The organism is Bacillus sp. X1(2014) (genome assembly GCF_007678255.1).
Genome location: NZ_VEED01000001.1, coordinates 197642 through 216410 on the forward strand (window position 1 = coordinate 197642; position 18769 = coordinate 216410).

Annotated in this window: 24 protein-coding genes; 6 read left to right on the forward strand and 18 right to left on the reverse strand. The window is 37.7% G+C overall.

Annotation, left to right across the window (positions count from 1 at the left end; genetic code table 11):
* Nucleotides 1-41 precede the first annotated feature (41 nt).
* From FS608_RS01010 to FS608_RS01055, 11 genes are all read right to left on the reverse strand, one after another.
* Nucleotides 42-827, reverse strand: coding sequence for a TerC family protein (locus FS608_RS01010; RefSeq protein ID WP_144547319.1), 786 nt, complete (start codon nt 825-827; stop codon nt 42-44).
* Nucleotides 828-907: 80 nt separating this feature from the next.
* Nucleotides 908-1489: a TerD family protein gene (locus FS608_RS01015; protein ID WP_144547321.1), complete on the reverse strand. Its 582-nt coding sequence runs from the start codon at nt 1487-1489 to the stop codon at nt 908-910.
* A 101-nt stretch (nt 1490-1590) separates the two neighbouring features.
* Nucleotides 1591-2184 carry a YpjP family protein gene (locus tag FS608_RS01020; RefSeq protein WP_144547323.1) on the reverse strand — a complete coding sequence of 198 codons (594 nt, stop codon included), beginning with the start codon at nt 2182-2184 and terminating at the stop codon, nt 1591-1593.
* Between the two features lie 143 nt (nt 2185-2327).
* A complete protein-coding gene (locus tag FS608_RS01025) occupies nt 2328-2762 on the reverse strand; it encodes a BrxA/BrxB family bacilliredoxin (RefSeq protein WP_144547325.1) in 435 nt (144 codons plus the stop codon).
* Nucleotides 2763-2825: 63 nt separating this feature from the next.
* On the reverse strand, nt 2826-3959 hold the full coding sequence (locus FS608_RS01030) for a conserved virulence factor C family protein (RefSeq protein ID WP_144547327.1): 1134 nt from the start codon (nt 3957-3959) through the stop codon (nt 2826-2828).
* A 10-nt stretch (nt 3960-3969) separates the two neighbouring features.
* Nucleotides 3970-5859, reverse strand: coding sequence for an ABC-F family ATP-binding cassette domain-containing protein (locus FS608_RS01035; RefSeq protein WP_144547329.1), 1890 nt, complete (start codon nt 5857-5859; stop codon nt 3970-3972).
* Nucleotides 5856-6503, reverse strand: a complete 648-nt coding sequence (locus tag FS608_RS01040) for an HD domain-containing protein (protein WP_144547331.1) — start codon at nt 6501-6503, stop codon at nt 5856-5858. Before FS608_RS01040 ends, FS608_RS01035 begins: the two co-directional genes overlap by 4 nt.
* 75 nt (nt 6504-6578) lie before the next feature.
* Nucleotides 6579-6752, reverse strand: a complete 174-nt coding sequence (locus FS608_RS30665; RefSeq protein ID WP_222127301.1) for a hypothetical protein — start codon at nt 6750-6752, stop codon at nt 6579-6581.
* A gap of 43 nt (nt 6753-6795) precedes the next feature.
* Nucleotides 6796-7644 (reverse strand): DegV family protein, encoded by an 849-nt coding sequence (locus FS608_RS01045; RefSeq protein ID WP_144547333.1) that lies wholly within the window; start codon nt 7642-7644, stop codon nt 6796-6798.
* Nucleotides 7645-7772: 128 nt separating this feature from the next.
* Nucleotides 7773-8294, reverse strand: a complete 522-nt coding sequence (locus FS608_RS01050; protein ID WP_144547335.1) for a hypothetical protein — start codon at nt 8292-8294, stop codon at nt 7773-7775.
* Between the two features lie 18 nt (nt 8295-8312).
* Entirely contained in the window at nt 8313-10001 is a 1689-nt protein-coding gene (locus FS608_RS01055) for a formate--tetrahydrofolate ligase (RefSeq protein WP_144547337.1), read from the reverse strand.
* 241 nt (nt 10002-10242) lie between these two features.
* Between FS608_RS01055 and metA the strand changes: the two genes are divergently transcribed.
* Nucleotides 10243-11151: a homoserine O-acetyltransferase MetA gene (gene metA, locus FS608_RS01060; RefSeq protein WP_144547339.1), complete on the forward strand. Its 909-nt coding sequence runs from the start codon at nt 10243-10245 to the stop codon at nt 11149-11151.
* 114 nt (nt 11152-11265) lie between these two features.
* On the forward strand, nt 11266-11478 hold the full coding sequence (locus tag FS608_RS01065) for a DUF3892 domain-containing protein (protein WP_144547341.1): 213 nt from the start codon (nt 11266-11268) through the stop codon (nt 11476-11478).
* A gap of 39 nt (nt 11479-11517) precedes the next feature.
* Here the strand turns inward: FS608_RS01065 and mntR are convergent, their stop codons facing one another.
* The 3 genes from mntR to FS608_RS01080 form a co-directional block, all read right to left on the reverse strand.
* The gene (gene mntR, locus FS608_RS01070; protein WP_144547343.1) at nt 11518-11940 is read right to left on the reverse strand and encodes a transcriptional regulator MntR; all 423 of its coding nucleotides are present in this window, start codon (nt 11938-11940) and stop codon (nt 11518-11520) included.
* A 70-nt stretch (nt 11941-12010) separates the two neighbouring features.
* Nucleotides 12011-14200, reverse strand: coding sequence for a DNA topoisomerase III (locus FS608_RS01075; protein WP_144547345.1), 2190 nt, complete (start codon nt 14198-14200; stop codon nt 12011-12013).
* 178 nt (nt 14201-14378) lie between these two features.
* Nucleotides 14379-14666: a hypothetical protein gene (locus tag FS608_RS01080; RefSeq protein WP_144547347.1), complete on the reverse strand. Its 288-nt coding sequence runs from the start codon at nt 14664-14666 to the stop codon at nt 14379-14381.
* Between the two features lie 277 nt (nt 14667-14943).
* Here FS608_RS01080 and cspD point away from each other — a divergent pair, with 277 nt between their 5' ends.
* The gene (cspD, locus tag FS608_RS01085; protein WP_026563856.1) at nt 14944-15144 is read left to right on the forward strand and encodes a cold-shock protein CspD; all 201 of its coding nucleotides are present in this window, start codon (nt 14944-14946) and stop codon (nt 15142-15144) included.
* A 71-nt stretch (nt 15145-15215) separates the two neighbouring features.
* Here the strand turns inward: cspD and FS608_RS01090 are convergent, their stop codons facing one another.
* The gene (locus FS608_RS01090; RefSeq protein ID WP_313958685.1) at nt 15216-15401 is read right to left on the reverse strand and encodes a zinc-finger domain-containing protein; all 186 of its coding nucleotides are present in this window, start codon (nt 15399-15401) and stop codon (nt 15216-15218) included.
* Between the two features lie 20 nt (nt 15402-15421).
* Nucleotides 15422-16078 (reverse strand): reverse transcriptase-like protein, encoded by a 657-nt coding sequence (locus tag FS608_RS01095; RefSeq protein WP_144547948.1) that lies wholly within the window; start codon nt 16076-16078, stop codon nt 15422-15424.
* A gap of 199 nt (nt 16079-16277) precedes the next feature.
* Between FS608_RS01095 and FS608_RS01100 the strand changes: the two genes are divergently transcribed.
* A complete protein-coding gene (locus FS608_RS01100) occupies nt 16278-16685 on the forward strand; it encodes a reverse transcriptase-like protein (RefSeq protein ID WP_144547349.1) in 408 nt (135 codons plus the stop codon).
* Between the two features lie 5 nt (nt 16686-16690).
* Complete coding sequence (locus FS608_RS01105) at nt 16691-17620, forward strand: DMT family transporter (protein WP_144547351.1); 930 nt, start codon at nt 16691-16693, stop codon at nt 17618-17620.
* A gap of 34 nt (nt 17621-17654) precedes the next feature.
* On the opposite strand, the gene FS608_RS01110 is transcribed toward FS608_RS01105, so the two are convergent.
* Both FS608_RS01110 and FS608_RS01115 read right to left on the reverse strand, forming a co-directional pair.
* Complete coding sequence (locus FS608_RS01110; RefSeq protein WP_186328566.1) at nt 17655-17936, reverse strand: DUF6123 family protein; 282 nt, start codon at nt 17934-17936, stop codon at nt 17655-17657.
* Nucleotides 17937-17965: 29 nt separating this feature from the next.
* Nucleotides 17966-18457 carry a divergent PAP2 family protein gene (locus FS608_RS01115; RefSeq protein WP_144547353.1) on the reverse strand — a complete coding sequence of 164 codons (492 nt, stop codon included), beginning with the start codon at nt 18455-18457 and terminating at the stop codon, nt 17966-17968.
* A gap of 84 nt (nt 18458-18541) precedes the next feature.
* Here FS608_RS01115 and sspL point away from each other — a divergent pair, with 84 nt between their 5' ends.
* On the forward strand, nt 18542-18679 hold the full coding sequence (gene sspL / locus FS608_RS01120; RefSeq protein WP_144547355.1) for a small, acid-soluble spore protein L: 138 nt from the start codon (nt 18542-18544) through the stop codon (nt 18677-18679).
* Nucleotides 18680-18769: the final 90 nt, after the last annotated feature.

An 18769-nucleotide genomic window follows, 5' to 3' on the forward strand; every position in this document is an offset into this window, starting at 1 on the left:
AGGAGACGGACTCTCGTCAGCTCCCCTTTTTAATCAATAGATTATGATTGGTTTTGTTTACTGGCTTCCTTCTTCTTATTCATGAAGTGAACAATAAAGGTAGCTCCAAATGTTATAGCGAGTATAATAAAGAAATGTAATGATTCAATATGAATGTTAAATAATGGTAAGGTTAGTGCCATCTTAATAGAAATAATCAGAATTAAGATATAAGCAGTGGTTTCAAGTTCTGGAATTCTGTCAATTAAGGTAAGGAATACACCAGCAACACCTCGCATCATTAACACACCGAGGATACCACCTACAAACAGAATCCAAACTTGGTTGCTGACTCCAAATGCAGCAAGTACGCTATCGACCGAGAAAGCAATATCCATTAATTCAACTGCTGCTACGGTTCCCCAGAAGGTACCAAATAAACGGATTAGTAAGCCGCCTTGATTAATTCCTTCTGCTTCCTCTTCATCATGACCTGTATCGCCTTTACGCTTATCGATGAAATACTTAATCGCTAACCAAGCAAGATATGCTGCCCCAAGAGCTTTGATGACCCAAAACTTGATTAAGTATACTCCAATTCCAATTGCGATAAATCGGAATATATATGCACCTAATAAACCATAGAATAAAGCTCTTTTCCGCTTTTCAGGCGGCAAGTGTTTAACCATTACGGCCAAGACAAGCGCGTTATCCGCAGAAAGCAGCCCTTCTAAAATAATAAGAGTCCCAATAAGTCCCCAGCTGACCGGATCTGATAATATCTTACCCCACATATCTAAATCAAAAAATTGTGCATATGTGTCCAAGATATGATTAATAACTGACATTTAGAATAATTCCTCCCAAGTTGTTAAGAAAGTTTTTGTAAAAAGACCCAGTATAAAACTGGATCTTTCACAATTAACAATTAACCAATTTGTAAGCCGAAGTCTGTGGCAAGTGCCGCTAAACCACCTTGATAGCCGCTGCCAATGGCACTGAATTTCCATTCACCATTGTGGCGATATAATTCCCCGACAACAATAGCTGTTTCAATTGAGAAGTCCTCACCTAAATCATAGCGGATTAATTCTTCTCCATTGGCTTCATTATAGATGCGGGCATAGGCATTTGAAACCTGACCAAAGTTTTGATTTCTGCTATCAGCATCATGAATCGTAATCGTAAAGGCAATCCTCTGAATATTAGCAGGGATCGATGTAAGATTTACTTGCACACCCTCATCATCACCATCTCCAGCTCCTGTGCGATTATCACCAGTATGTACAACAGCACCATTTGCTCCTTGGGGATTATTATAGAAAATAAAGTCAGTTTCATTCGTTACTTTTCCATTTTCTCCTAATAAGAAAACAGATGAATCTAAATCAAAATCATTACCGCCATCATATTTGTTCGTGTCCCATCCAAGTCCAACTACCACGTTTGTTAATCCTGGATTGGTTTTTGTTAAATCCACTTTTTGACCTTTTGATAAACTTACTGCCATTTTTCATTCCTCCATTTTAGGTAATAGTCTATTTACGAGTTTGTCATAAAAAGGTTTCAATTATTATAATAAATTTTTTTTGTGCTTATTAGCAAATCACTTTAACTCATCCATTTGGGTGGTGTATTTTTAGCCCAATAAATGGCACCTAATTCATGGTGATTCTGGAAATCATCATGATAGGTGTGATAATGAAAATTAAACCAATAGCCTTCTTGTGGCGGATTATCACGTCTCACATGGAAACGAAGGACATCTTTACCGGTTCCTCGATTATTAATATTAAATATTTTCTCCGAATGGCCTGCCCCGGGATGTTCTGTAATAGTGAGATTTTTTAAATCTTCTTCAGGAAATTGAATGGCCATTTCCTCAAGAGCTCTTTCGATATTCGGTAAAATAATTTCTTTGAATTCATTTTCGATGACAGGCTTTATTTTAGTACCAAATTTCTGATAGGACTGGATTTCCGCCTGTTTCATCAGTTCCTCTATAAATTTATCTCTATCAAACTTAGCTGTTTCCTCAAACCTGTTCTCTTTTCCATAGGCATTTTCTGTTGACGGTGCTTCAAACACATCACGATCCGTGAGATTCTCTGCGTTTATATGGTCTATTAACTGTGTTGGTGTAACAAGTCCAAAAGTTAAAACGGATACTAGTACAAATAACGTTTTACGAACCCAATTGTTCATTATTAATCACCTATTTCTTTATCTATTTTCTATTATTATCTTAAATTAGTTATTATAGAAAATATTATACTTCTTTTTTCACATAATTGGAAAAATTTCCGTCCAACACTACATAAAAAAAAGGATGTCGGTTGACATCCTAATTAACAATGGGCTTCAAACGCCCCAAGTAAATTATGCATTACTGATTCCATCGGCATTCCTTCAATATCATGTCTTGGAATGAAATGAACAACTTTTTTATCCTTTAATAATGCCATTGAAGGAGATGATGGTTCAATTCCTTCAAAATACTCACGCATTTTTGCGGTTGCTTCTTTATCCTGTCCAGCAAACACGGTTACGATATGGTTCGGTTTTTTCTCGCTATTTAGGACAGCTTGCGTTGCCGCGGGACGAGCCAACCCAGCCGCACAACCACAAACGGAATTTACAACAACAAGCGTTGTTCCACTCACATTTTCCATAAATTGTTCTACCTCTTGTGCTGTTGCGAGCTCTTCAAAACCAGCTCTTGTTAATTCTTCGCGCATCGGTAAAACCATTTGTTTCATATATTCTTCATATGCATTTGACAATTTTAATCACTCCGTTTCGGTTCATCCACTTTAGAATACCTAATCTACTGCCTATTTGCAATTTTATTCAACGCTCTTCCTAGCTTCCGTCATTTGCTTCCAAACAGAACCCTTTGCTTCTGAGCCGCCTTCAATTCTTTCGATCGCCATTTTTATTTGCAAACTGACTTCAAACTCCGAATCATTTTCGGCAGCTTTTAATGCCGGAAGTGCCTTTGCATCACCCGCTTCATATAAAAACATAGCTGCCCGCCAGCGGACAAGCTTGCTTTTATCCTGCAATGCCTGCATCATTTCCTCTGTGGCTTCCGAAAACCCTAAATCTGATAGACAATCTCCTGCTGTCCTGCGAACAGTCACCGTTTTATCTTTCAGTGCCTTATATAGTAACGGCAATACTTTCTTTTCCTTGATCATACCGAGGTATACGGTTGCCAGCCTTCGAATCGAAGCTTTTTCATCTGATAACGCTTTTTCCAGGACAGGTAAATCCTTTAGTTCTGGGTCATCCATTTGTTCAAGAACCTGATAGCGAATTTGCCAATCCGGATTATCTAACTCTTCTATTGATACTTTTTTGCGCTTCTTACTATATTTTAATTCAGGCTTAGGATCCGTGGATTGAGCTTTTGCAACCAATTCTTCAAGCCGCACCTCAGGATAGGCAGCAATAAGTTCGTCCACCACTTCCTGTCCGATCTGCTCAAACTCTCCATAGCGGACGCCTTGATTTTGCCACTTTCTAAGTAAAAGATAATGATCATCAGGCAGCTGTGCCCGTTCTCTTGCTTTTAAAAAGTATTCCGGCATTCCAAATCGTTTTTCTGATGTGCCGTCCGTAAGCTTTACTTGGAGCGGAATATCTTTAAACATCTGGATTTCAACCTTAATCTCACCAAAATGTTCGTTGATCTGATTGGTTTGGGTAATTTCCTCCGCTTTTTCTCCAAATGCTTGGCGTACTTGCGGCAATAATTCCTTCCAATCATATTTCGCATTTCGTTCAATGGCAAGGAAATCTGCCACATGATAAACACCTTTTATTCCATCAATATGAAGGATAGCTTGAAACATTGCTGGAGCATCAGCAGCAGTTTCTTTTTTATAATTATGGCTTTTCCCCATGGGAAGTTCTTCATCTAAAATGATTTTCATTGTATTTGGACTTGGCGTTGGTTCAATTGCCTTAATTTTCAACACGACCACCTCATTCCTTTTCCGCAAGTTCGGCCAAGTATGACCAGCGCTCGATTAAATGCTCAAGTTTCTCGTTCAATTCAGTTTCTTGCTTCATTAAGTCTTGTGCCTTTGTAAAATCACTGCCTGTCTTTGCCATTTCTGAAGCTATTTCTTCCAGGCGGGTTTCCGTTGTCTCGATGTCTTCATCAATGGATTCCCATTCTTTTTTCTCTGAATAGGTCATTCTTTTCTTTTTTTCTTTTTCAATTGGTTTTGTTGGCTTAGCGGTAACAGTGACTGTTTTTTGTGCCTCTAATGCCGATTCCTTTTCAAGATACTCTGTGTAATTTCCATAGAAGGATTCAATTGCCCCTTCCCCTTGTAGAACGAGAAGCTGCTCAGCCACCTTATCTAAGAAATAGCGGTCATGGGAAACTGTAATCACCACTCCTGGAAATTCCTCTAAATAATCTTCGAGAACGGTCAGTGTCTGTGTATCAAGGTCATTTGTAGGTTCGTCCAATAGAAGCACATTTGGTGCTGTCATTAGTATTTTCAATAAGTATAAACGTCGTTTTTCACCACCCGATAACTTGCGGATTGGTGTACCGTGCGTAAATGGCGGAAACAAAAAGCGTTCGAGCATTTGCGCCGCTGAGATTGTTTTACCATCCGAGGTGTTTACAACTTCGGCTGTCTCTTTAATGTATTCAATCATCCGCTTATTTTCATCCATGTCTTCACTTTCCTGGGTATAATAAGCGATTTTCACGGTCTGACCCATGATGAATTCCCCTTCATCCAGCGGGATTTGTTTAGCAAGAATATTTAACAGAGTTGATTTACCGGTCCCATTCTTCCCGATAATCCCCATTCTGTCCCCAGGTTTTACTAACAAATTAAAGTGATTTAGGATTGTTCTTGAACCGAATCGCTTGGAAGCATCCTTCAGTTCAAATACTTGTTTTCCAAGACGGCTTCCATTTAGAGTAATGTCAAGTTTTTCAGTAGCTGGTTTTCCGTTAGTAACCTTCTCATCCAGCTCTTCAAATCGTTGAATCCTGGCTTTTTGTTTTGTTGTTCTTGCTTTTGCACCGCGCCGGATCCATTCAAGTTCTCTTCTGAAAAGATTTTTTCTTTTTTCAAAAGTCGCTGCCTCATTCTCTTCACGAATCGCTTTTGCTTCTAAAAAGGCTGCATAATTGCCTTTATAACTATATATTTGACCGCCATCTAGTTCAAACATCCGATTGGCCACTCGGTCTAAAAAGTAACGGTCGTGAGTGACAAGCAAAATCGAACCACTATATCTGCTTAAGTAATCTTCCAACCATTTCACTGAATCAAAATCAAGATGGTTAGTTGGTTCATCTAAAATAAGTAAATCAGGTTCAGCAATCAAAACTTGTGCTAATGCGACTCGCTTCTTTTGCCCCCCTGACATCTCACCGATTCTTTTTGTAAAATCTTCAATCCCTAATTTCGTTAAAATCGATTTCGCATTTGTGCTTGCATCCCAGGCATTTAGCGCATCCATCTGCTTTTGCAAACGAAAAAGGTCTTCTTGGATTTTCGTATCATTTGGAGAATTAGTAAGCTCCAGCAATGTTTTTTCATAGGAACGCATTAGTTTGAGAATTGGGGCTTCACCATGAAAAACCTGTTCTAGCACTGTTTTATCCCCATCTAAATCTGGCTGCTGGTTTAAAAATGTAATTGAATAATCTTTGCTTGTCATAATTTTGCCTTCGTCCGGCGTATCCAGCTCAGCAATAATTTTTAAAAGTGATGATTTACCAGTCCCATTTACTCCGATTAACCCGACACGCTCTTTTTCTCCAATCGTAAAGGAAATAGAGTTAAAGAGTTGTTTTTCCCCATAAGTTTTCGAAACATTTTCAACTGTGAGCATTTTCATACTTGTCCATCCCATTCTCGGTAAAATTGTTCTAAAAAAGTTACCATCATTTGTTGACGACTCTCTGCCATTTTTCGAGCAGTATCTGTATTTAGTAAGTCTTTCAATTTAAGCAGTTTTTCATAAAAATGATGAACACTTGTCGATTTCCCTTTTCGATACTCTTCTAAAGTCATTTCATTTCTTACAGAAATGCTTGGGTCATAGATGGATTGCCCTTTTTTGCCGCCGTAGGCAAACGCCCTCGCAATCCCGATGGCTCCAATCGCATCTAAACGGTCAGCATCCTGAACAATTCTTGCTTCAATCGTGGACAGTGTTGTCGTTTGTCCACCCTTAAAGGAAATCGTTGCGATAATCTGTTTTATATGTCTTTTATCATGATCTGTCAGTGGAAGGGTTTGTAAAAAGGATTCCAGTTTTTCTTCCCCTATTTCACTGCTTTCATTGAGCTTTTCATCTGATATGTCATGGAGGAGGGCCGCCATTTCAATAATGAAAGGATCTCCTGCCGTTTCTTCCTTGCAAATATGTAGGGCATTTCTTCGAACACGATCCACATGAAACCAATCGTGGCCAGTAGCATCTTCCCCTAATTCGTTGCGGACATAATTTTCTGTTTGTTCTATCACTTGGTTTTTCATTTTCCCGAACACCCACTTTCACCCTTGCTATTTTATCATGAAAAACAAATAAAAAATAACCCCGAAGAATCGGGATTATTTTTTATTTGCCTGACGTCCACTTTTTTTCTGACTTTGCGATTTGGTATTACCAATCTGAAATTCACTGCCGAGTTCGATATCATTTCGTTTGTCTTGTTTTTCAATTTGCTCTCTCGTTTGGTTCGCATTTTGTTTACCCTGCTTACTAATTGTGCATCTTCCTCTCATTTAAAATTGAATGCAAAATTAGTATGCTCCGTTCAAGAAAAAGTTATTTCAATCCATTGTGCCAGCTAATCCCAAGCGTATTTTCACCTGCATGTACGCCAATCACTGCACCTAAGGGACAACAAACTATCTTTAAATCAGGAAATTCCTTGCTGATTTCATTTTCCCAATTGGTCGCCTGTTCCTCATGCAATCCATATAAAATATATACTTCTTTAAAGTGATGCTGCTCGTAGGATGATCGTAAATAATCCAATATTCTTTCTTTCGCCTTTTTCTCACTTCTTGCTTTTTCTTTTACATTCAATGCCCCGTCTACGATGGATATAATCGGTTTAACATTAAGCATACTGCCGAGAAAGAATTTCAAGCCTGACATTCTGCCACTTCGGTGGAGTTGTTCTAAACTTCCCACAAGGACATAAGTCTCGTTCGTTTTCTTTATCCTTTCAAGTTGGTCGATTACCGATTCGAGACTAGCACCAGCCTCTAGCAAAGCTATTCCCTCTTTAAGCAAGGCCGTTAGCGGATAAGTAAGAATGGTAGAATCAAACGTGGTAACCGGAATATCAACCAATTTTGCTGCCTGCTCACTTGAAGATACCGTACCACTTAACTTTCCTGATAAAAGTACAGCAACCACTTGGTCATAATCCTCTGACAATTTTTCGTATAGCGCTTGAAATGCCCCGATAGAGGGCTGTGATGTTTTTGGAGGATTTTTAAGCTGCTTTAGTCGATCAAATAATTGAGCAGATGTTAAGTCAATCCCATCTGAATATTCCTCGCCATCAAGTAAAATTGTTAACGGTATAGTATATAAATCCGGATGATTTCTTAATTCTTCATCTAAATAGGCCGTACTATCTGTAACCCATGCCGTTTTGATCAACTTCATCTCCCCTTTTAATAATTTTGAACTAGTATGTAAATTAATCGTACATAAAAATTAGAATATTGTAAATATTATAAGAACAATAATAAAACCAGCCTTCATTAAGAAAAGCTGGTTTTGGATTTTTAACTGATTTCCTCGTTTAGTTTCTTTAGCGTTGTGATGATAAACTCCGTCATTTCGACTAGGTCCTCGATTTGGTCTTCATGAATCAGCCGGTCAAATTCAATCTTTATTATAAGAGCTTGCGTTGGATCAATGCTTAACGGATCATAGAGTACTCTTTGAGTTATTGGTCTGGTCGGCCCCCAAATATCCTCTAGGAGGGCTTTTAGTGCCGTAAAATCCATGTCCAATTCATCTTTGGCTGTTTGAAATTGCAGACTTAATATACATCCTGCCTGCTCCTCTGATTGTAAGGATGGTAAAAGCTCCGCGGCTAAATTAACAAGTCCTGATTGCAGTTCGATTGTCGCCGTTACCTTTTTTTCGGGTAACTGGAACGAAATGTCAAATGTTCGTGACATTTTAGCCATATTAACGGAATCGTTTCGATCGGTAATTACGATCTCTCCACTAATATCCAGATCATAAAGAGCCCCCTCAATCACTACTTTCATATTATCAAATGCGGTTGGATCAAACATAAACTTTCGACTCTCCTCTTAGAATAGCCCAATTGCATTCCCGTTTTCATCGACATCCATATTTAAGGCAGCCGGTTTTTTTGGTAATCCCGGCATCGTCATGACATCTCCTGTTAAGGCGACAATAAATCCAGCCCCGATTGATGGTTTAAATTCCCTGACTGTCACACTGAAATCCGAAGGTCTGCCTAACTTTGATGGATCATCAGATAAAGAGTACTGGGATTTCGCCATACAAACGGCCAAATTTGACCAGCCAAACTTTTCAAAATCAATTAATTGTTTTTTTGCTTTTGATGAAAATTCAACTTCGTTTCCACCATAAACTTTTTGAACAATTGTCCGAACTTTCTTTTCAATCGAATCAGATAAGTCATATAGCGGCTTAAAATGGTTTTCTTCCTTGCCCATTACAGCTAACAGTGTATTAGCAAGATCGATGCCGCCAGCTCCACCCTTTTCCCAGACTTCGGTTAAGGCAACGGGCACATTTTCTCTTTGGCACCATTCAAGTAAGGTGTCTACTTCCTGTTTGGTATCGGTGATGAATTTGTTAACAGCCACAACTACTGGTAATCCAAAGCTCTGAATGGTTTCAATATGTTTCTTTAGATTTGCAAAGCCAAGCGTTAATGATGGAATATTTTCATTAGCTAACTCACTTTTCACTACACCGCCATGCATTTTTAAGGCACGAATCGTTGCAACAATAACAACAGCCTCCGGTTTAATACCTGCACTTCTCGATTTTATATGTAAAAATTTTTCTGCACCCAAATCAGCACCAAACCCTGCTTCTGTAATAACATAATCCGCTAATTTAGCTGCTGTAGTTGTAGCAATTACACTGTTACATCCATGGGCAATATTTGCAAATGGACCGCCATGAATTAGGGCTGGTGTATGTTCAATTGTTTGTACAAGGTTGGGTTTAACCGCATCTTTTAACAATAACGTTAAAGCACCTTCCACCCCTAGGTCCCCAACAGTCACTGGATTCTTATCATAATTATAAGCTACAACCATCCGTGATAATCGTAATTTTAAATCTCCTAAGTCTGTGGCTAAACATAGAACCGCCATAATTTCTGATGCGACCGTAATATCAAAACCATCTTCCCGCGGCACCCCTTGTAACGGGCCGCCAAGACCGATAATTACTTTTCTTAAAGCTCTGTCATTTAAATCTACTGCCCGTTTCCAGACAATTCTGCGTTGATCAATGTTAAGTTCGTTACCCTGTTGGAGATGATTATCGATTAATGCTGCGAGTGCATTGTTTGCAGTCGTTATCGCGTGAAGATCTCCAGTAAAGTGTAGATTGATATCTTCCATTGGCAGGACTTGTGAGTACCCGCCACCAGTCGCTCCGCCTTTAATACCCATAGTAGGGCCTAGGGAAGGCTCTCTTATAGCAATCATTGTTTTTTTACCAAGTTGATTGAAAGCATCGGCCAGTCCAACCGTCACGGTTGACTTTCCTTCGCCAGCCGGTGTTGGATTAATGGAAGTGACAAGAATTATTTTCCCACTTTCCTTTGTTTTCAGTTTAGAAAGAGCTTCGTTTGAAATTTTGGCCTTGTATTTACCAAAGAGCTCTAAATCATCCGCTTCCAGACCAATTTTTTCTGCTATTTCAACAATTGGTCTCATCTCTGAATCTTGTGCAATTTCAATGTCTGATTTCACTATTGTTTTTAATACCACCTTTATCCCCCGCATTCAGCATTAGAATTGACCTACGGTTTCATTGTATCAAAAAAGCGCTTTCAATCCGATTGTTAATTATGAACAAATTATTATCTTTTCTGAATTTAGAATAATGTTTATAATATAAATATTAAATATTATAAATATTCATTGACTTCATGTCGTATGTAGTAGTTATATTAATGGATGTAGTATTTAGATAAACGCATGAAATTAAACCAGAAAAGGGGATGGTCACTTGCCAATTAACATTCCAAAACTTCTTCCAGCAAGGGAAATTCTTGAAACAGAAAATATCTTCATCATGGACAATGAACGTGCAATTGCTCAGGACATCAGACCGTTAAATATACTCATTCTGAATTTAATGCCTGAAAAAGAAAGAGCAGAAACACAGCTTTTACGATTATTAGGGAACTCGCCCTTACAAGTAAATGTTAATTTTTTAAAAACGAATTCATATGAATCTACCCATACGAGTAAACAGCATCTCGAACAGTTTTACACAACATTTTCACAAGTGAAGAACCTGAAATTTGACGGGATGATTATTACTGGTGCTCCGGTGGAGCTGTTAGAATTTGATCAAGTGAAATATTGGTCAGAGTTAACAGAAATAATGGATTGGGCCAATGATAATGTCACTTCGACACTACATATTTGTTGGGGAGCCCAAGCTGCACTACACTATCATTACGGAATTGGTAAATTTGAATTACAGAGAAAATGCTCCGGAATTTATGCCCACCGGATTTTTGAACAAAATGATATTTTGCTTCGTGGTTTTGATGATCAGTTTTACGCTCCGCATTCCCGTTATACAGATGTTTCGATCGAAGCGATTAAAAAGAATACAGACTTAAAATTATTAGCTGCCTCAGATGATGCTGGAGCCTTATTAATTGCATCTCGCGACAGAAAGCATGTCATGATTACCGGTCATTTAGAATATGAATCAGATTCGCTGGCACAGGAATACGAAAGGGATGTGAATAAGGGCCTTGAAATCCATATTCCCGAAAACTACTTCCCAAATAATGATCCAACCCAACCGCCAATAAATCGCTGGCGGTCCCATGGCCACTTATTCTTTTCAAACTGGCTCAATTATTATGTCTACCAAGAAACTCCTTTTTTTTGGAGTTAGCAGAAAGCATCGGAAAATAACTTCCGATGCTTTTTTAAGTTTATTTTTTGTAAAAATAGAAAGAATATAGAGAACGTAAGAGGATTCAAAAAAAATCTAAAAGGGGGAGTTTAAATGGAATCAATCGTCGCACTTCATCGCAATTACTTTGGTGAAATTATTAACTTCGTTACTTCCGAGGGAAGAATTATCTCGTATCGAAAGGCGTTACAAGAGGCTGAAGACGGTCTAATCCAAGGGGTTCAGGCGATAGAGGAAGAACATGGGAAAATGTCTTTAATACCAGAAAGCAGCCAATCTTTTGACCAGTTCCCAGATTTATATTAAAAGCACCTAGCTTTACATTTGCTAGGTGCTTTCTTCTTATTATTCATTTTCATTCTGCTTTTGAATTTCATTTAATGCTTCAATTCGCTTTTGATCCTCTTCAAAAAACTGAACAAGGTCACCAATTCGATCGATGGAATCCCAACTTAAATGGTGCTCAATCCCTTCAACATCGTTATAAATATTTTCATCTTTTACACCGATGATTTTTAGGAATTGCTCTAGCAAATCATGTCTAAAGACAAGGCGTTTACCAATCTTTTTACCCTTTGTTGTTAACACGAGACCTCTATATTTTTCATAAACTAAGTACTCATCTTTATCAAGCTTTTGCACCATTTTCGTTACTGAGGAGGGATGTACAGACAGCGCTTCGGCAATATCTGAGACCCGAGCGTATCCTTTTTCTTCGATCAATATATATATTTGTTCAATATAATCTTCCATACTTGGTGTTGGCATCCCTTACCCTCCAAAAAAATTACTCAACTAAAAGTGTACTATAATAAAAAAATAGTGACAAGGAACTTTATCATTTATCTATAAATACTTCCTTATTTTGAGGCTTTTGTTCAAATAAAAATTTGACCCTTTTTTCAGATTCGTCTAAATAAAGCCGGGCATTAAAAGTTTTTTCTTTATTAACAAACCCTTCAATCAGCTCTGTTTTCCCTTCTGATAATAGAAGCTTAATATTCTTTTGCGTAATGTTTTTACCTAAAATTTTCTTGGATATAGTAAAGTCACAATGATTTTTTTGGTAATTGGAACAGCCGTAAAAACTGCCCTTGTCCACTACCGACCCCTCACATTTTTTACAAGTCCCTAGTTTGGCAGCTGACTGCTTTCTTCCCTTTTGCTTTCCTGGTGCAAAATTTTCACGCATTTCATCTGAAAACGACCAATTTGCCGCTTGGTCTATACTAGACGTAATTAAATGAAAAACCATCTTTTTCGTTTGCTCCATGAAGTGTTTGGGTGCTGCAGATCCTTCTGAAATTTCCTTCAATTTCTGTTCCCACTTGGCGGTCATTTCAGGTGAAGCTAAAATTTCTTTGCCGATGGCTTCAATCAGGATTTTGGCCTTTGCTGTGGCATAAACTAAATTTTTGTTTACCTCAATATATAAGCGGTCCTTTAGCATCGTAATGATGCCAGCTCTCGTCGCTTCCGTGCCAAGCCCCTCAGTTTTAGTAAGGATTTTTTCAAGCTCTTTATCATCTATTTGCTTCCCGGCCGTTTTCATTAATGTAATCAATTGACCTTCGGTATAACGTTTTGGAGGCTGAGTTTTACTTTCTTTCACTTCCACTTTATCTGTCTTACCTTGCTCACCCTCTGTTAACTTTGGCAGTGCAGGCTCATCTTCATTATCTTTTGGTTTCAGTACCTTTCGCCAGCCTTCTTCAATTTGTACCTTACCTTTTGAGATAAATGCCGCCCTGCCATCTACCAATGTAGTTACAGTAGTATATTCCGCAATCGCCTTACTGTAGTGTGCAGCTATTAAACTTGTTACGACTAAATCATATATTTTCTTTTCATCTGGGGTAAGTCGCTCTACATTTGGGATTTGTTCTGTTGGAATAATCGCGTAGTGGTCCGTGACCTTCTTTTCATTCACATAGCGTTTGTTTTCTGAAATAGACGTTATTGGCAAGGGGAAGAAACTCTCGTAATCCTTAATATGACTTAATTTGTTTAAGATATCTGGGAAAGTATTGGCTTCTTCTTTCGTTACATACCGTGAATCGGAACGAGGGTATGAGACATTTCCTTTTTGATAGAGCTTTTGCATAACATCTAGTGTTTTCTTCGGAGAGAATTTAAACCGTTTATTCGCCTCAGCTTGGAGAGCCGATAGATTGTATAAGAGTGGTGGGAGAAATTCTTTTCTTTCTGATTGAACCTCACTAACCTCAGCGGGTTTACCCTTGCAAAAAGCAGCAACTTTATCTGCTAACTCTTTTTTATTTACTCGAGTTTCGCCATCATTCTGCCATTTTCCCGTGTACTTTTTACCATCCATATTAAAATGTGCCAGAACCTCCCAAAAGGGTTCCGACTTAAAGTTCTCTATTTCTAGTTCTCTTTTAACAATCAGGGCTAATGTTGGGGTTTGAACTCTGCCAACTGAAAAAACATCAGAAAATCCCTGTTTTTGTAATAAGAGGCTATAGAGCCGTGAGGCATTCATACCAACCACCCAGTCAGCGCAAGCCCTGGTATAGGCTTCAAAATATAAACTCCGCGTCTGTTGTTCATCCAAAAGCTTCTGGAAACCCTCTCGAATACTGTTGGCTGTCAACGAAGAAATCCAAAGCCTTTTCATAGGTTTGTGACATTTTGTAAGCCTGAGGATATTGCGAATTATTAACTCACCTTCACGCCCCGCATCACCCGCATGAATAATTTCAGTAACTCTTGGGTCAGAGACCAATTTCTTAATGACGGCAAATTGTTTTGCCTTATCCTTTGTTACCTCGTATTCAAACTGTTCGGGGATCATCGGTAAATGATCTAAAGACCATTTTTTCCAGCCTTGCTGATACTTTTCAGGTGAGACTAATTGGCATATATGTCCTATGGCCCAAGTTACATAGGCTCCCTCTGGAAAAACATCATTTGAAAAAATTTCAATAAAACCATTTTGTTTTTTATGTTTAAAGATTGATGCTAAGGTCGAACCTTGATCCGGCTTTTCGGCAATAATTAATTTCATATGATTGCTCCCTTTTTTACAAGCATCCCGATGTCCATTTTACCCATTAATTCGATAGTTAGTAAAGAGATAAAATACTGGGTATCCAGTATTTCCCTTGACGAATTTATGAAAAATGAGTCAGCTGGGAATAAATAAAAGGATGGCCATTTTATGGCCATCCAGGATAAACTTATCATTACTTTATTTGTTTTAAAGTGGTAAGCTCTGGATCATCATACCAATTTTCATCAGGGATAATATTTGAAACTGTTAATATTAAAGATGGAATTCTCTCAACTTCGAAAACTATTGCACCAATTTTTTTCGTAAAAATAATAAAGGCACTTCCGTGAGAATATTTACTTAAATCAGCACCGATATGAAGCAGAGCCATAAATATCGCCTGTTTTTCGACTGAATCAATATAAACTTGCGGTGAAAATCTTAATATCCAATCCGCACCTTCAATGGAAAATCGGTACATGTATCTGCCTCCTGCATGTATAGTGGTTATTTAAACATATGATGCAAAAGTAGTTTTATGTTAGTACCTGCAAACGATATCCAAATATTTTCATAGAATCTATGATAAATTAACTAAAAAACCTAAGTCCTTCCTTGACTGTAAATTTTCAATATTGTATATTTAAAGCATCATGTATCTACTATATGCATTCTTATACTAGTGCAGATCGTCTACATGATAATATTTATCTTTGGCACCATAAGGGTGGCTTGAAAGGCTTAGGAGGAAGAAGTAAATGCAAAACGGTAAAGTTAAATGGTTTAACAATGAAAAAGGTTTCGGTTTTATTGAAGTAGAAGGCGGCGACGATGTATTCGTACACTTCAGCGCTATCACTGGCGAAGGCTTCAAATCTTTAGAAGAAGGCCAAGAAGTTTCTTTTGAAATCGTTGAAGGAAACCGTGGACCACAAGCAGCTAACGTTGTAAAACTATAATTTAAACTAACCAATTAGGGCTGACGAATATCGTCAGCCTTTTTATTTTTGAAAGTACTATGTGACATTCATTAACTTAATTTTTTCCCAAACTCCTGAAGTTGTTCTCCTACTGTACACTGGGAAATGCAAAATCGGTGTGCTGCTCTTCGCCCGCCTTCTTTTTTCATATGTTGATGTAAAAAGCAGCCTTCACAGTATTGAGCCATTAACGATTCTACATGACTCAATAATTCTCTTCTGTTGATTTCCTTCACAAGAGTTTCACACCCATTTCCTAAAGAATTAATGTTTTTGCAAATATTTCTTTTCCCTCTAATGCTTGTGTCGCCAGTTTATCTGCCTCTTTATTATCTTTTCTATTAATGGACGTATATTTAGGTATTAAACCTAATGCTTTAATTTTTCCCTCAATTCGGTCAAGCCAGTTGTTAAGGGTATCTTCATAACATGGCCATTCCCCCTCTAACTGTTTTAACACAACCTGGGAGTCACCTTTGAATTCACAGGATAAATGATGGACACCTAAATCCTCTAAAATATTCAAAGCATAATAAAAAGCAGCGTATTCCGCTTCGTTGTTTGTTTCAAGTTCATCAATCCGTTCATTCGCTCGAATACGGTATTTCTTCTTCCCCTGTTTAAAAAAAATAACCGCTCCGAGACCCGCTTGATTGGTTTCCTTTTGAAAGCCTCCATCAAAGTATACAGTTATTTCATGAGGATCTTCTTCAATTTCAGTCATTAACTTTTTCATTTCCTTTAAGATCCAAGATGTTCCTTTCTCATCGTAAAAAAACAAATCTGATACTTTCCCAGTATTTTCAAGCTCTTCTCCGATTTGTATAGCAGTTTCACCTGATACCAATTCAGAGGAAAACTGAACCTTTTCACTATTTTTAGTTTTATACATCCACTCTAACCGATATTTCAATGTCTTCAACCTTTCTTTAAAGAATTCAATGGCATTTAAAATATTCGATCCCTATCAGGCAATTTTACCACTTCATCCTAACCTATTCTGATATATTCTTATCATACCCACTTCTTCATAGTTGTTATAAGAATAAATATTTTCTGCCTTAAAAGAAATATGATAAACTTTCATTAGTACATTTATGGAGGAAACAGAATTGATTGAAGTTTATATTGACGGGGCAAGTGCTGGAAATCCTGGACCAAGCGGGGCCGGGATTTTTATTAAAGGAAATGGCATTACTGAAAAATATTCCATTCCCCTTGGAAACATGTCAAATCATGAAGCAGAATATCATGCATTTATTAAAGCATTAGAAATATGTTTAGAAAAAGGGGTTCAGGATTCCGTTTTGTCTTTTCGAACGGATTCTCAATTAGTTAATCAGGCCGTTGAAAAAGAGTTTGTTAAAAATAAGCTCTACACACCATTACTTGAACACGCATTACTTTTATCCAAACAAATTCCTTTATTTTTTATGAAATGGATTCCGAGTGCTGAAAATAAAGTAGCTGATGAATTAGCACGGCAGGCGATTCGAAAAAATCTTCCCGAGGAGCAATGAAACTCATGAAAAAACCTTTATTTGCTGATTTAAGTTTGCTCCTTGTCACCGTTATTTGGGGTACAACATTTGTATTAGTTCAAAATGCTATTGATTTCCTTGAACCATTTTCCTTTAATAGCATTCGCTTTCTTGCTGCAGCTATCATATTAATTCTCTGCCTTTTCCTTTTTGATAAAGAGCAGTTAAAAAAATTGGATAGAAAGTTAATTTTATCCGGTGTTTTCATTGGATTTTGGCTATTTCTTGGGTATGCTACGCAAACCATTGGGCTATTATATACTACTTCTTCTAAAGCAGGATTCATAACAGGGCTAAACGTAGTCCTCGTCCCATTGTTTTCCATGATGTTATTAAAACAGTTTCCAACCAGAAATGCAGTCTTAGGTGTGTTGACAGCGACGATTGGTTTATTTTTGCTGACAATGACTGATGTTACTGCATTAAATAAGGGAGATGGATTTGTTTTCATTTGTGCGATCAGTTTTGCCCTTCAAATTATTTATACTGGCAAATTTAGCAATAAATATCCAACACTGCTGTTAACGGTTATTCAAATTACAACTGTAGCTTTTCTTTCAATTGTATCCTCTTTCCTTTTTGAAGATTGGAGGAAGTCATTTAATCCCGAGATACTATTTAGACAAGAAGTGCTCGTTGCCTTAATCATCACAAGCTTGTTTGCAACGGCACTGGCCTTTCTAATTCAGACCAATTTCCAAAAGTATACTTCAGCAACAAGAGTAGCCTTGATTTTTGCGATGGAGCCGGTATTTGCTGCTATTACAGGGTTTTATTGGGCCCATGAACGACTATCCTATAGTGCTTTAGTAGGCTGTTTCCTTATATTTGCAGGCATGATATTTGCTGAACTTCCAACCAAAAAAATTACTTTACTTAAAAGAAGTAAGAGTATTGAAGATAAAGTTTCATGAAAAAACTCCCTTTAAAAAGGGAGTTTTTTCATGTTTATATCGCTAATAGTTCCTTTTCTTTAACAAATCGTATCGCTTCTTTTCTTGTGCTGATCTTGTTTGAAATTAAGGTTTCTAATAATGATACGTAAAAACTTCCATCAAAACTTCTCTGTGCTTTAAGAGTCATCTCAATGGCCGTATTAATCATTTCATCAGAAGCGTTTGTATAGTGTTTCCCAAAGAAAATAAACCCAATTGCATCCTCTTGGAATTGAAAACCCTTTCCTTTCAAGTGATGCAAATAATCTTCGACTGTTCCCACTGACTTTGCCATTCCTCTCCCAACAAACTCTGAACATCCCTTTAAAATCTTAACTTAAATTTTGATAATTTTCTATTCTTTTTTGTACATAAGTGACCAATGACTCCCACCAAAACACCTAGAATAGCCCCGCCAACAACCTCTTCTGGTTCATGACCTAACATCTCTTTTAACTTTTTTGGAGAGTCCTGTTTAAATTCAACACTTTCCTCTTTATGAATTTTTTCAATTAACTCATTCATGGAATTTACCTTTAAGGTTAATTCCCCTGTTTGTCTTCTAACCCCTTGTGCATCATACATGACAATTAATCCATAGATAAGGGATAGGGCAAAATCAAATGTTGGCAGGCCGCGCTGCATGGCAATGTATGTCGTTAAGGTAGAAACCCCGGCTGAATGCGAACTAGGCATCCCACCGGTTCCAAAGAATAGTTCAGGGCGCCATTCTTTCTCTTTTATATAGTGGATCGGAATTTTCATTCCTTGTGCTAGTCCTATGCTAAAAAGCGCTAAATAAACACCTTTGTTCATCAAATCACCCCTGCTACTATTGTTCGAATTCCTGAGTTTTATTATTCCAACTGGAAATACTAAAAAAAGTGGGAGGTGACGTAGATGAGTAAAAATGGACAAGTAAATCGAGGCGTGAAAGCACCAGGGGTTAATCCTCAAGGCTATGGTCAAGATGCCGAGTTTGCGGAAGAACCGAAAAGCAAATTAGAAAATGCCGCCAAGAAAAAAAATACAAAATAAGATGATAAACATGAAACTGACTGCCAATCTTTTGACAGCCAGTTTCAACAAATCTTGTTTATCCATAAAAAAATAAGGTTGTCTCGAATG